Origin of the sequence: Pseudochrobactrum albidum (assembly GCF_051851455.1) — a bacterium.
GTDB lineage: Bacteria > Pseudomonadota > Alphaproteobacteria > Rhizobiales > Rhizobiaceae > Pseudochrobactrum.
Genome location: NZ_JBPVTR010000019.1, coordinates 174,128 through 188,804, shown reverse-complemented (window position 1 = coordinate 188,804; position 14,677 = coordinate 174,128). Strand labels below are relative to the sequence as shown.

The window sequence follows — 14,677 nt, the reverse complement described above, 5'->3', positions numbered from 1 at the left end:
CTGAAATGTAAAATAAAATTTTTATTTTATTTTACATGTAGCAAGATTATAACCGGAAACAAGCGGTGATTGCGCCTTGTTATTTTCATCATATTCAGTAAATTTCCATTCTACTTCAGTATAATTTAAAGAAAAACTCTCCTCAGGCATGTAATCTTTGCCACATGTCAAAGAGTAGTTTGAAATCAGCGCATTATTCAGCGTAATTTCCAGATAGGTTTCACCCGGATCCCCCGTTGTAACAAAGTGAATAAGAGCCTTTTTAGAAGCCAAACCAGATGCAGCCAGCTGTTTCAACTTCAAACTGGCCTTATCATAACGCTTGCCAAGATGAAGATCACTAAAAGCCGGTTGCACACCTTCTCTGTTCGATACAGCACCGGAAACACTCGTAATATAGCGACTAATATTGAAATCAATGCCGCTGATATCGATCCAGTTTTTATGCTGCTCATGAGTTGCACCGCCATCAACACCATCAATCTTGAGATAAATTCCCATCTTTATTCCCTTTAAATAATTGCAATCCAAGTAATAACTAACTCAAAAAACAATTTAAAATCACAAATCAATTTAAATTATAAAAAATAACCCAAGTAAATTACAAGTAATTGCCAATATTTAATGGCGATTGTTAAAAATTTAATAATATATATAATTAGAATCATCCATTAACACCTTACATTAAAATAATTTTATTAACATGAATATTGATATGCCAGCCATTAATCCGCGCGATTCCAGCACTATGCGCGAGACCTATTACGCCACCAAGGATTTGCGTATGTCTGTGCGGCAGAGGGAAAAATACGGTGAAATATCCCCTACAATCCTTGAAGAATGGAAAATAATAAACCGGCATCTGACAGATCTGTTTTCTGCCGGTTGCGCCGATCTGGAATTATGCAGCTGGCTGGCTGAGGCCTCTTTGCGCCTTGAAGGTTTCACAGGTCTTGAGCGGGCCTTTCAGTTTATAAGCGGCCTGATCTCAGCCTATGGTCATGATCTGACATCCATTGAACCTCTGACAGAGATGCCGCAATTCTGGATTGCGCCAATCGCCGAACTTAGCGGTGAGGGCAGTGAAGGTGTACTCATCCAGCCTTTGCGCCTCTGCCCGCTCATTCCCGAGAGCCGTTACGGCTCACACAACCTGTGGCATTATCAAAGCAATGTGCGAATGCAGGACAGTGAGATATTCCGCGCGCTTGACCTCGCCGTAAGTAATGCAGGGCAATCTGCCATGCATCTGCAGCGCGAGACCATTCACAAATGCATTATGGCTTATAAAGACATGCTGGCACATCTGGATAAAATGCTGCCGGAGCATCCATGCGCACGCACAAATCTGGTTACAGTTCTCCAGGAATGCGTCTCTGCAATCAATGACTTGTGCGGTTTTGATAAAACAGGCGCCTCCCTTGATACCCCGCCCGGTGATATTTCCCTCGCAACAGGCTCCGTTCCTGCAGTCTCAGCACCGGCACCATTGCCAGGCGCCGCAATTACCAGCCGTGATCAGGCACTGAAACTGCTTGGTGATGTTGCGTCATTTTTCCGCCGGCAGGAGCCGCAATCTCCCATTGCGCCGGCACTCGAAACACTGATCCGCCGCGGACACCTGCCCTTTGATGCCCTGCTCGAAGAATTACTGCCTGATGAAAATATCCGCTGCACCATACTGACAAGTGCGGGCATCCGCATAACCGGCAATCATGATCACTGATTTTAAAGCTGTAAAGGAGCGCCACCGTGGCCAATCTATATGACAAAATCGATCGCGTAAGAAAGCCGCGCGTTCATATTAAATACGAAATTGAAACAGAAGGCGGCTCCGTTGAAAAAGAACTCCCTTTTGTTGTGGGTGTACTCGGAGATTTTTCCGGCAATGCAGGGGACCGGTCAAAACCCTTTAATGAGCGTAAATTTATTCAGATCGACCGCGATAATTTTGATGATGTTATGCGCAATATCGCGCCTGCCGTCACTCTCCGGGTACCCAATATGCTGAAAAATGACGATACTGAATTACCCGTCACGCTCAATTTTACAAAAATGGCCGATTTTGAACCTGCCGCGATTGTGGATCAGGTTCCGGAACTGAAAAAACTCCTCGCCATCAGAAATATGCTGCGGGATTTAATGAGCAAGGCAGACCTCTCCGCAGAGCTTGAAAACATTCTTGAAAATATATTGCAGGATAAAGACTGCTTCGAAAAACTGATCGAAGAACTAAAAACAGATCCTGCCGATAACCAGAATACACCTAAACTTACATCGGAATAACCCAAAAAATAATATTAATTTTTAAGGTATTTTAGTTATGGAACAAGAATTAGACAGCGACATTACTATAGAAACCGATGTTAAGAATAAAAATCTTCTTCCTAAAATTATTGCAGCAACAAAGCAAACCACACCTGATCGCGTTGAACAGCTGCTACGCGCGTTAACCGATCAGGTACTGGAAGGAACAATCACTTTTAACCGCAATTTTTCTCTCACGATCCGTGAGGCGGTAGAAAAAATTGATGCCCTTATCTCCGGACAACTGGCCGCCATCATGCAGGCACCGGAATTCAGCCGGCTGGAAGGCAGCTGGCGCGGGCAGCATTATCTGGTGCAAAATAGCGAAACCGGCACACAGTTAAAATTACGCATGCTCAATGTTTCCAAACAGGAATTGCATAAAGACCTGATCCGCGCTGTTGAGTTTGACCAGTCATATTTTTTCAAAACCGTTTATGAAGCTGAATTCGGCTCGCCCGGCGGCGAGCCTGTCGGCGTACTGATCGGCGATTATGCGTTCGATAATTCTGCGGAAGATATTGAACTCATGCGCAACATATCAGGCGTTGCGGCAGCCTCTTTTGCGCCATTTATTGCAGCCGCCGCACCGGCAATGTTTGGTTTTGATGATTATCGTGAGCTCGGCAAGCCACGGGATATGGCAAAAATATTTGAGACTTCAGAATATACAAAATGGCGGGGTTTCCGCGAAACAGAAGATGCGCGTTTTATGGTGCTCACTATGCCGCGTGTGCTGGCACGCCTGCCCTATGCGGCCAATGCAACACGCATTGAAGAATTCAATTATGATGAAACCCTGGCCTTTCCCAACAAACAATTACCCCATGAAAATTATTGCTGGATGAATGCCGCCTATGTTCTTGGCGCACGGCTGACGGATTCTTTTGCGCAACACAGCTGGTGCACGGCTGTTCGCGGTGCGGAAAATGGCGGCAAGGCCGAGAACCTTCCGCTATATACATTTATCAGCGACAATGGCGATATTGATCTGCAATGCCCGACCGAAATCGGCATAACAGACCGAAGAGACGCAGAACTTGGCAAATTGGGCTTCATGCCGCTTTGCCACTATAAAAACACCGATTATGCAGTGTTTTTCGGCGCGCAAACCACGCAAAAACCGCGCCTTTATGATAATTATGCCGCAACAAGCAATGCGGCAATTTCTGCGCGCCTGCCCTATATTCTTGCAACTTCGCGTTTTGCACATTTTCTGAAAGTTCTGGGGCGGGATAAAATCGGCTCCTTCATGGAGGCTGCAGATTGCGAGATCTGGCTGAACCGCTGGATATCTGCCTATGTTAACGCCAATGATGATGCAAGCGTTGAAACCCGCGCCCAATATCCATTGCGGGATGCGGCAATCAGTGTAGAGGAGGTTCCCGGCAGGCCTGGCGTTTACAATGCTGTTGCATGGATGCGCCCGTGGCTGCAAATGGAGGAACTCACAACATCCTTGCGGCTTGTTGCGCGCATTCCGGCAAAGAGCTGACAAAATGCCTGCCGCGCCCTCGGATATGACCGGAAAAATGCAACAGCCTGATGCTGCGCGGCTGATCATCCTTGTCGATCAGCTTTTAAATAGCCAGGTCAATGCCATTCTCCGCCATCCGCAACTGATTGCTGCAGAATGTCTGTGGCGCGGCCTGCACCTGTTGGTGACAGAACTGCCGCTGAACCGAACCGTGCGCCTTAAAATATTACCGGCAACCTGGCAGGAAATCACCCGCGATTGCACATATCGTGAGTTTGATCACACATGGCTGTTTGAACTGATCTATAATCAGGAATTTGCCATGCCCGGTGGCGAGCCCTTCGGGCTTATCATTGGCGATTATATGCTGGAACCGGATCTGCAAGGGCATAACAACACAGAAAATACGCTTGCCATTTTAGCCAATATTGCCGCAGCAGCCTTCTGCCCTTTTGTTAGCGGCGCAGCCCCCGGCGCAGTCGGGCTGACTGATTTTCAGGAGCTCAACCGTCTTCCTGATATTATCAGTCAGATTACCAAAGCCCGATTTACCCGCTGGAATGCATTGCGCAAACGGGAAGAGGCTCGCTTTCTCGCTCTTGCAGCGCCACGCATTTTATTAAGAAGCCCATATAAAACAGGGGCAGCGCAACGACAGGATGGCTTTCATTTTGAAGAAGAGATTGCCAAGGATGGCTCAAGCCTGCGCTTTGGCAATGGCTGTTTTGCATTTGCACTCAATGTTATGAATAATTTTATCCGCCATGGCTGGTTTGCCGGCCTGCGCGGTATCAATGATCATACGCTGGAAGGCGGCTATATCAGCGAATCCGTTTTAACGCCTTATGAGGAGCCCGCTGCAATTGATACAGTCCTGCGTCAGCCCCCTGTTGAAATCCGCCTGACCACGCTGCAGCAGCAACAATTTTGCGCTGCAGGCATTATGCCCCTTGCAACATCCTATCTTATGGAAGGGCTGATTTTTAATAGCAGCCAGAGCCTGTATTTGCCTGATAAACAACAGGAAAAAGATACCCCCTCCCTGTCAGCCATGTTGCAATATGTGCTTTGTGTCTCCCGTTTTGCCCATTACCTCAAAGCAATCATGCGGCGTGAAATCGGCAAGAACACCAATCTGACACATTTGCAAAATCAACTGCAAAACTGGCTTCTTGGCTATACGCTGGCAGGCAGCAACAATGACAGCACTTTGCGCGCACGCTATCCTTTACGCGCCTTTCGCATCTCTGTGAGCAAGGTTGCCGGCCGCCCGGGCATATATAATTGCCAGCTGGATCTGCAGCCGCATCTGCATCTCGATCAGCTACATGTCACTTTTCGTCTGCTTGTTGATGGAAGGGCAGCTTTATCTGCACGCCCTGCCGCAGGATATAGCCAATGAAAACAGCCACTCAAAGCCTCTCGGTTCTCGATCGTCTCACACAGCACACAGCCATTGCGCAAACAGAAATGTCTTTGCGCGATGAGATGGCAGAAAATATTCGGCTCCATCTGAGCGCCCTGTTTTCCACCCGCCGCTACCCTGTTGTTCCCAAAACATCAGAGATGAACCCCGTCTCATTCATCACTTATGGCTTACCGGAAATGACTATAATCGGCAGCGATGACGCTGCAACACATGCTCTTTTTCTCAACCGGATTGCCAGACAGATTTCTGATTTTGAACCCCGTCTGCATCAGGTCAAAGTCTTCTTATCTGAAAAAAGCCAAAGCACATCAGGCTGCCTTGAGATCATTATTGAAGCAAAAATAAATTGCACAAATAAGCCCCAGCCTCTGGCTTTTCGCTCCGTCATCGACCTCCTGTCCTGCCATATTCAATTGGAAAACGCTTATGCAAAAAGAATTTCTGGCACTCTATTATGATGAGTTGCAGACATTTCGGCGGCAGGCAACCGCATTTGCCAAAACACATCCGGGAGCGGCGGCAAAATTGCGCCTGTCAGACGGGGTTGCCGATGATCCCCATGTTGAGCGGCTGATAGAGAGCTTTGCTTTTATCTCAGCAAGGATCAGACAAAAACTTGACGACAGCTTTCCCGAATTATCGGCAGGACTTCTCGATGCCCTCTACCCGCATCTTCTTGCACCGCGCCCGTCCATGAGCCTTGTCAGCCTGATCCCTTCACCGGATCTTGCCTCAGTTCACCCCATAGCGCGCGGTCTTGAATTACTGAGTACTGATATCAGGGGAGATAAATGCCGTTTTCGCACCACACAGGATATCAGCCTTATACCTGCGAAAATAACCGCTGTGCGCTATGAGACCAATCTGCAAGCCGGTGCTTGCTGCCCGTTCAAAACAGCACAAAGCGCATTAAAAATACACCTAAGTCCGCTTAAAAAAGAAGGCAATCTGGGAGCAATCGGGCTGGAAACGATACGCTTTCATCTTGCCGGCGCATGGGATCAGGCAAGCCTTCTCTATATGCATATTTTTTTAAATGCCGTGGGTATCAGCCTGTCCGATAGTGAAAATATCACACAGCCTGTTTTCTTGTCCGACAGTCATATTCAGCAGGCCGGCTTTGCGGATGAGGAAAGCCTGTTGCCGGTTTCCGCACATTTTCATACAGGATTACGGTTGCTGAGTGAGTTTTTCGCCTTTAAAAGAAAATTCCTGTTTTTCGACATATCCGGCCTTGAGAAATGGAATGGAAAAACACTTGAACTGGCAATTTATTTCAACTGCCAGAATCCGGCTCTGACCAGAAATCTGTCTGCGGATAATATCACCCTTAACACAAGCCCGGTCATCAACCTGTTCCGGCAACACTGTGAACCGGTCAGTGTAAGTTCCAAACGCGAGCACTACCCTCTTGTGCCGGATTTACGGTTTCGCCACAGCCGCAAATTTCATTCCGTTGAATGTATCAGCGCAACAATGGAAGGCAAAGCACCGGTTCAATGCTATCCGGCCTATCATGCCACGGCACAAAACGGCACGGCTGATCTGGTTTGGCAGGTTATCCGGGAGCCGGAAATCAATGAGAATGAAGATTGCAAGATCAGTTTCAGCGGCAATGCACTTGAATATAACAGGCAAATTATCACACAGATAACAGCATTATGCACCAATGCCGGCCTGCCAAATCAACTTCCCTATAATGCCGGCTATCTGCAACTTCTGCCAGCAAAGCCGCATAGCGAAATTGCGGGTATATATTGTCTCCTGCCCTTTACGCCGCCGGTTCCGCGCCCGTACTCTGATGATCAGATGTGGCGGTTCATTGCACATTTGCGCCTGAACCATCTCTCCATGACAAGCGATACAGGCAAGGCATTGCGCGATATTCTGCAACTCTACCTGACAGATAATGATGCAGATGGCCAAAAATTTATCAGCGCAATTCAAAATGTAACAGCCACTCCTTCCACATGCCGCATCAAACAAGGCGGTTTTGCCGCTGCAACCAATTTTAATATTCACTTCTCGGACAATATCTTATCACACGCTGAAATATTTATTTTTGGCACCATAATTAATCGATTTTTACAGCTCTACACATCCATCAACAGCTTCTGCCGTGTAACGGCAAGGATGGATAATTTTGCAGAACCGGTTTTTGATTTTCCTTTTCACCCATCCATGCGGAATTCTGTATGAAGGACTTAAAAACGAGTAATAAGACAAATAACATTCCGGATATCTCCGGCTTTGACACCATTGTTGCCTATCGTCATTTAAGGCAGCAATTGCCGGATTGCGCATTTATTATGCCGCTGCAATTATCCCTCAGCCCGCATCCGGTAAGGCTGGAAAAAGACAGGCACTATGGCAATCATATAGTAACCACACTGGCAGCCCTGACAGGCGCAACAGGGTGCCTGCCTCCATATTATGAAGAAACTGCCTTATATCAGGCACTTAAGCGCAATCATTCCTATGCGGATTTTATTGCGCTGTTTCAGCGCCATCTGGCCGATTACCTGATCGGGGCAGCTGCCAAATACCGCGCACACCGGCAAAGCCGGTGGAAAGCGCCCGCAAACAACCCGTTTTTAAAAACCATCTCTGCAATTGCCGGCTGCGGACTGGCACCAGAAAAAGACAGGCAGCAGGCAGTTGTTACGCATTTTGCTACGCTCTTTGCGGATAGCCGGCGAAATGCCGCCAGCCTCAAAGCCATGCTGGAAGATATTTTTGAAATCCCTGTGCGGATCAAAGAATTCTGCCCCTGCTGGCAACCAATTCCTGCTGAGGATCGCTGCTTTTTAAATGGTCAGTGTCAGCTTGGGATCAATAGCTTTATTGGGTTTTGTAATAAAAATGCTGCGTCGCATTTCCGTCTTGTGCTCGGGCCGCTGCACCGGTCCCTGTTCCGCCGGTTTCTGCCAGATCAGCCTCTTACACAAAAACTCTGCCGCCTCATCCGGCTTTATTGCGGAATGGGCTTACATTTTGATGTTCAGCTGGTGATGCATAAAACCGGAATATGTGCCGGCAATTCACGAAACAGCGCGCGTCTTGGTTACGATCTTTGGCTGGCAACAACCACACCGGATAAACATCGCGGCGATGCAATATTTCGCGAACAAACCATTCTCACCACCGCACAGCAGGACATGAAACATGCATCATGAAAACAGGGTCATCTGGGGAGAGGGCATGTTTCTACGCCCGCAACATTTCCAGCAGGCAGACCGCTGGACAGAACGGATGACGCAGCTTGTATTGCATATGACGCCCGGTCATTGGCGGGGAATTGCCGCAATGGAAATTGATACCGGTGCTCTGGCGTGCGGCGAATTTGCATTATTGGCGTTGCGGGCAGGAATGCCCGACGGCACAATGTTTGAGGTTCCGGTTGATGCTGCCTTGCCCGCCCCGATACTATTGGAGGAAACAGCTGAAAACCAATCAATCTATCTCACATTAGCCCGCCGCGATGCTTTAGGGCGTGATATCCGGCATAATGATGTTTCTGCCGCAAAAACTGACAGGCAATTTCGCCTCACCACAAGAGAAATAGACCTGCCGGATGCCAATAGTGATATTTCACAAGGCGCGCAGATTGAAGTGGGGCAATTTGATCTTCAGCTGATCTGTGCACAAAATGCTCAGGACAACCGTCTGCGCGGCCGCACAATACTGGAGATTGCCCGCATCAGGGAAATAAAACCCGATAAATCCGTCACTCTCGATAATCATTTTATCCCGCCTTGCCTGAACTGTGGCGCAAGCCCGAAGCTTGTCAGTTTTATGAAAGAACTCAGCGGGCTGATTGCACAACGTGCACAGGCCCTTGCGGAAAGAACCGGCACGCCGACACCGCTCAGCCTGGCTGAAATGGCAGATTTTTTGCTCCTGTCCGCTCTGAACCGTGCCGAGCCGTCGCTGCAAAATATGCTTGAACATGCAGCGCACACCCACCCCGACACATTCTTTAAATTCTGCCTTGCCTTATCCGGTGATCTGGCGGCATTTTGCAATGCAAACAAATGCCCATCCTCCCTGACCATTTATTGCCATGATGATTTAAGCCGCTGCTTTTCAGCTATAATGACGGGTTTGCGCAGCAATCTGGCAACCATGCCGGAAAAACGCACTTTCGCTATCAATCTCGTAAAAAAACAATTCGGTCTCTATGTCGGCATAATTAACGACCCTGTATTGCTTGATAATGCCGATTGTATTCTTGCTGTTCAGTCAACCTTATCAGAAGAAGAGTTGCGACACCGCATACCATCACAAATCAAAATCGGGCCGATCGAGACAATTGCCAAACTGGTTAAAGTCGCTATTCCCGGCATTGGCCTGCATCTTTTGCCGGTTGTGCCCCGCCAACTGCCTTTTCAGGAATCTGCCGTCTATTTTGAGCTTGACCGCAACGCGCCGCTCTGGGGCGAATTGCAGCAGTCAAAAGCCATTGCCTTGCATCTGGCTGCACCTTTTCCCGAACTGCAAATGCAAATGTGGGTGCTCAAAAGATGAATATTCCTATACAGAATACGCGGACAGGCAAAAAAGCGCCGGCAGAAACATCAGCCGCTTTCACCTATAGCCGGCTGGTCAGTTTTTGCCTCGATTCTGACAGGCACCCTGCCCTCGTTGCCTATGCCACACCACTGATTAATTTTGCAATTTTTCTCAAATATACAAAAATAACCGGCGATTTTAACCGCCTGCGCAATCTGGCTGTTCAGATGCTATCGCGTTATCGCCAGACCCTTGCAGCCGCGGCGGTAAAAAAAAATGATGCGGTCACTGCACATTATATTCTATGCGCAACCATTGATGATGCCGTGCTGGGCAAGCCATGGAGCGTGAGGGCAGGATGGGCTGAATGCGGTTTAACCGCCAATTTTCATCGTGACGTCAATAGCGGCGAGCGTTTTTTTGAAATTTTAAATAAAAATATCGCTGAGCAAAAACACAACAAGCCATTACTAATTTTATTCTATTATTGCCTCTCTCTTTGCTTTGAGGGGAAGTTAAAAATAACAGAAAATAATAAAGAAGAAAAAGAAAGATATCTTGATATTATTTATAATATAATTAAAGGGGATTATAATTATAAATCATCTCTTATCAGATCAGCCACAAGGCAAATGCCTTTATATCAGCGCAAGCTATTCTTTCGCTTACGTCCGGCTCTATTCACGGCCTTTATTGCTGCAAATCTGCTCTGCGCCATAACATGCTATGCCCTTCTCCATCCGGCACGCGACAAGGCTGTGACTGCGCTTGATTTATTAACACAGTATAAGGTTCCCACCTTCCCCCCTCTTGACATACAGAGCAAACCGGCGTCGGTTACTCCGGCACAAATGCCCCCGCCACAACCGGAACTGGCAGAGCTGCTTGCACCAGAAATTGCCCAAAAAACCATTATCGTGTCAAAACAGCAAGATAACACCCTGTTTATCCGCATCCTCCAAAGCCCGCTTTTCGCCTCCGCTTCAGATAAACTTGACCCGCAGGCTACAGCTTTAATCAACCGCATTGCCGGTGCGCTTATCAAAACCAGCCGCAATATAACTGTGGTTGGCTATACAGACAGCCAGCCGATCCGTTCTGCCCGTTTTTCCTCTAATTTGCTTCTTTCACAGGCACGCGCCGAAACCATAGCCGCATTATTACAGGCTGCAATGCCAGATATTCACATTACCGCACTGGGCAAAGGCGATGCAAACCCTGTTGCCACCAATGCAACGCCACAAGGACGCGCCTTAAACCGCCGCGTTGAAATTTTTATCACCCCCAAAAATGCAACAACAACCAAAGCTGCTCCGGCTTCGGATTTAAGAAATTAATATATCCTGTTTTCACGAGCATCTCTTTTTCCGGCTCGTGCCCTCATACAGAGCTCTCAAATAAATATACTGACTGTAAAATGCTTAATTATAAAAAAATTTCAATTCTCTATCTATGGCTTGGTCTGAGCCTGATCTGGGTCAGCTTAATCGCCTCTGTTATATGGGGATGGGGTGATCAGCTTTCAGCTTATGGCATTTATCCCCTGGCAAAGAACACACATCGCCTTTTTGCAATATTACTGATTTTCCTGTTATGGATAACAATCATCTTGTATTTTTTCACAAACAGTCAGCGCACCGGCGCTGTCGATAATGATGAAAAATCTGCAAATGATAAAGAGCCGCGGAATAACGAATATTATATATCAAAAAACAACTATAAACTTCTCAATACAAAAAAAGATCTGGCTCTTATTATCCATTTAGGCAAAACCAGCTCATCCCCTCTCATTCAGGCTCTTTTTCGCCTGAAATTATGTGAAAAACTCTATTGCTCCGGCTCCGTTAAAGCCGGCCAATATGGCTGGGCAGAAGCCCCCTCTTCCATTTATGTGGAATACTGCCTGCCAATACACGCAGTTATGCAGAAAATATCGGCTGCATGGGCAACTTTCATCCGGCAACTGGCACGGCGGAGAACCACGTCTCCTGTAAACAGTCTCATTATAACCTTAGACTGCCTCACCATAACAGATGAGCTGCAATGGCAAAATGCCCAAAATGCCATCATGGAATATTTAGAACCACTCAACAACATACTGGGCTATGTTCCGCCAACCTATTTCCTGTTGCGAGATGCAGAAGCAATCCATGGATTTTCTGATTATTTTCATACAATCAATGAACAGAAAAAACATGCATTGCTCGGCGTTACCATGCCGCTACCGGCAGAAACGGAGCCTGAGCACTATAGCTCTGCCCTGAATGAAGCGTTTAAAACATTACAAGCCGGCATTGAAGAACAGATTACCGAGAAGCTTCACCAGACATCCGACCCGCAGCTGCGAAAATCCGTCTTTCTTTTTCCCGCACATTTTGCTGATTTCAAAAAACAATATAAAAGCCGCCTTGAACAGCTGGCAATTTCATTTTCAGAGAAAAACATATTATTACCGCGAGCTGCAGCCTATGCATCTTATGAAACGATGAATACAAAATTTCTAAAAAAATTTGTATCTTATATCCATAAAGACTGCCTTATATCAAACCATATTCAATTTATTAAGCGTAAAAAATATAGAAAAAATCTATAATTACAATAATATTTATAATAACAATATTATCATCTCTTCTTTTGTGGTTTTGTGTTTTTAAAAAATCAAATATTTATTTAAAATATATTACAGAAAACATTAAAACCAGCAAGGATATGCTTGCAAATATAGAGAGCCACCCTCAAAGGCTTTTTTCCTTTTCAGAGGTAATGAGCCCGCTCACGATCACGGAACGACTGATAAAAGAGCAAGATCACAGCCTGCTAAAGAGGCTGATTGCCGGTGAAACGCTCAATAAGAACCTAAAAAAGGTTCATAGTGAATTGCAGAAAAAATATCTGCTGCCGCGGCTGGTGCATGCGCTGGAAGCCGAGCTGTGCCTGAAAAAAACAGACTCCGCCAGTCTTAACCGGATTTTTAATGCACTGGCACTTTATCTGGCATTATCCGGGCAGATACAGCTCACAATACGTGAACAGAAATTTATTCTGGGCAAAATATTACCAATATCTGCACCGGATATAGCAATCAAAAAGCAAATAATGAGTGCTTTCTTAAATCTGCTTGAATCCGGCAATAGACTGATTACGCCAGACAATGCCCTGATAAGAGCCGCGCGGTTACAGATCAGCAAGCTTTCACGAACCAGCCGCGCACTTTATCTTTTGGAAAATGAAGCACAGGCAGTCGGCCTTCCCGGCTGGAACGCAGCAGATATTATCAGGCAGAATCCGGATGGAATAATCGCTTTGTACCCCCCTGCGGGCAAAACAAACCTGATATCAGGATTTTACACAAAAAAGGGCTTTGATAATATTGTCATTCCGCATTTTTCAAACATTCTGCACAATGTTATAGCCGGTCAGAAAATCTGGTCTGATTCAGAGCGCACAGATCCATCAATTCTGGCGCAAAATATTCTTACCGCTTATTCGCAGAACTTTTATCAGATATGGACTGATTATCTGACCAATATACATATTCAATTGCCGGATCAAACGAACAATGCCAATGCCCCTGTTCCGGAGACTGGCAACACCTATAATATTCTGCTGCTTAAATTATTGCAGGATATTGCCGCACAAACAGCCTTAATCCCGTTTCCTGACAAGCCTGACAGTGAACTGACACAGGCAAGCAACAACTCTACTTTTAAAGACAATTTACCCTTTGCCCCCTTGCAGGCCATATTTAAAAAAAGCAATACGCCTGAAAAAGCCCCCGCATTGCTTGATCAGTTTTTTGCCACTTTTGATCCGATTATAAAAAACACAAACCGTTTAAATACAAAACAACCGCCAGAGCCGGATAGCGTAACCGAAACCCGACTATTCGAACAATATAAGAAATTGCGGGATCTTGCACCAAGCCTGCCTTTGCCGCTGCGCTCATGGACAGAACAGTTTCTTGAAAGGTCCGAACCTGAATTACAATCCACATTAAGGCAAATGCTAAACAGACAATGGGGTAATCAAAATAACAGCATTTGCCAAAAACTTGTCTCCGCTCATTATCCGTTCAAAAAAAATACATCATATGAAATCACAATGGAGGATTTTGCACGCCTGTTCGGGCCCGATGGAATCTTCACAAATTTCACAAACACGACACTCAAACCATATATTGATACATCTGCACATCCATGGCGCTGGCAAAAACAAGACCTTACAGAAGACCCATCCGGCTTTATAGGCCTTGAAATGTTTGAAAGAGCTGATTTAATCCGGCAAAGCTTTTTTCCTGATAATGCACAGACGCCTGCTATTTCCTTCAATATCAATGCACAAAAACCACCGGCAGGCATTGAAGCTGTTCTCCTGGAGATTGAAGATGCGTCTGTGGCCGGCAGCTCCCGGCAAAATGACACGGTCTCAATCCAGTGGCCTTCATCAGGCACAAACCGCACATCAAAACTGCTTGTTTTTACAAGTGGCTGGCAGGAGCTGATCAATACCCGCGGCTCCTGGTCACTTTTCCGTTTGCTTGACCGGGCAATCGTTAAACAGACAGCCAATGGTCAATTTCTTGCAACATTCAATATAGAGCAGAAACCCATTCGCTTTCAGTTGAATTTCAGCGCCCTTTTTCCGGCTTATAATAAAGAACTATTGCAAAATTTCCGCTGCCCGAAGCTGAAATAATCTCCTGAGAGCTCACAGCAAAAGTTCCTTCCAGCTCAAGCTGATCAAAAGACATACCATTCAATGACATTTTTCATTTCTACAGCCATCAGCAAGGAAAGATTACGCACCAAATGGGTAGCCATAACAAACACAGTCTTAATGCGATACTATGTCTTCATCATGGACACATCAATAAGACATAAGATTTATGAGTTCTGAGTGTGAAGTATTCTATATGTATATAATAAACAAACAAAAACTAACACGGTTTCAGC

12 protein-coding genes are annotated in these 14,677 nt (G+C 46.2%); 11 read left to right on the top strand and 1 reads right to left on the bottom strand.

All coding sequences use genetic code 11. The annotated features are described in order from the left end of the window. Positions 1-21: 21 nt before the first annotated feature. Positions 22-501, bottom strand: a complete 480-nt coding sequence (locus ACSTTO_RS04470) for an Hcp family type VI secretion system effector (RefSeq protein WP_439271943.1) — start codon at positions 499-501, stop codon at positions 22-24. A 214-nt stretch (positions 502-715) separates the two neighbouring features. On the opposite strand from ACSTTO_RS04470, the gene ACSTTO_RS04465 reads away from it, so the two are divergent. From ACSTTO_RS04465 to ACSTTO_RS04415, 11 genes are all read left to right on the top strand, one after another. Then, complete coding sequence (locus ACSTTO_RS04465) at positions 716-1,726, top strand: type VI secretion system protein TssA (protein WP_439271942.1); 1,011 nt, start codon at positions 716-718, stop codon at positions 1,724-1,726. Positions 1,727-1,752: 26 nt separating this feature from the next. Next, entirely contained in the window at positions 1,753-2,286 is a 534-nt protein-coding gene (gene tssB / locus ACSTTO_RS04460; protein WP_439271941.1) for a type VI secretion system contractile sheath small subunit, read from the top strand. Positions 2,287-2,323: 37 nt separating this feature from the next. Further along, a complete protein-coding gene (gene tssC / locus ACSTTO_RS04455; RefSeq protein ID WP_439271940.1) occupies positions 2,324-3,802 on the top strand; it encodes a type VI secretion system contractile sheath large subunit in 1,479 nt (492 codons plus the stop codon). A gap of 4 nt (positions 3,803-3,806) precedes the next feature. Continuing rightward, positions 3,807-5,186, top strand: a complete 1,380-nt coding sequence (gene tssC, locus ACSTTO_RS04450) for a type VI secretion system contractile sheath large subunit (RefSeq protein WP_439271939.1) — start codon at positions 3,807-3,809, stop codon at positions 5,184-5,186. After that, complete coding sequence (gene tssE / locus ACSTTO_RS04445) at positions 5,183-5,671, top strand: type VI secretion system baseplate subunit TssE (RefSeq protein ID WP_439271938.1); 489 nt, start codon at positions 5,183-5,185, stop codon at positions 5,669-5,671. Before tssC (ACSTTO_RS04450) ends, tssE begins: the two co-directional genes overlap by 4 nt. Next, complete coding sequence (gene tssF / locus ACSTTO_RS04440) at positions 5,640-7,412, top strand: type VI secretion system baseplate subunit TssF (protein ID WP_439271937.1); 1,773 nt, start codon at positions 5,640-5,642, stop codon at positions 7,410-7,412. Before tssE ends, tssF begins: the two co-directional genes overlap by 32 nt. Continuing rightward, positions 7,409-8,389 carry a type VI secretion system baseplate subunit TssG gene (gene tssG / locus ACSTTO_RS04435; RefSeq protein WP_439271936.1) on the top strand — a complete coding sequence of 327 codons (981 nt, stop codon included), beginning with the start codon at positions 7,409-7,411 and terminating at the stop codon, positions 8,387-8,389. The genes tssF and tssG overlap by 4 nt, the downstream gene beginning before the upstream one ends. After that, positions 8,379-9,740, top strand: coding sequence for a type VI secretion system baseplate subunit TssK (gene tssK / locus ACSTTO_RS04430; RefSeq protein WP_439271935.1), 1,362 nt, complete (start codon positions 8,379-8,381; stop codon positions 9,738-9,740). Before tssG ends, tssK begins: the two co-directional genes overlap by 11 nt. Next, positions 9,737-11,062, top strand: coding sequence for a type IVB secretion system protein IcmH/DotU (gene icmH, locus ACSTTO_RS04425; RefSeq protein WP_439271934.1), 1,326 nt, complete (start codon positions 9,737-9,739; stop codon positions 11,060-11,062). Before tssK ends, icmH begins: the two co-directional genes overlap by 4 nt. 80 nt (positions 11,063-11,142) lie before the next feature. After that, on the top strand, positions 11,143-12,318 hold the full coding sequence (locus ACSTTO_RS04420; RefSeq protein ID WP_439271933.1) for a type VI secretion system protein: 1,176 nt from the start codon (positions 11,143-11,145) through the stop codon (positions 12,316-12,318). 170 nt (positions 12,319-12,488) lie between these two features. Further along, complete coding sequence (locus ACSTTO_RS04415; protein WP_439271932.1) at positions 12,489-14,420, top strand: ImcF-related family protein; 1,932 nt, start codon at positions 12,489-12,491, stop codon at positions 14,418-14,420. Positions 14,421-14,677: the final 257 nt, after the last annotated feature.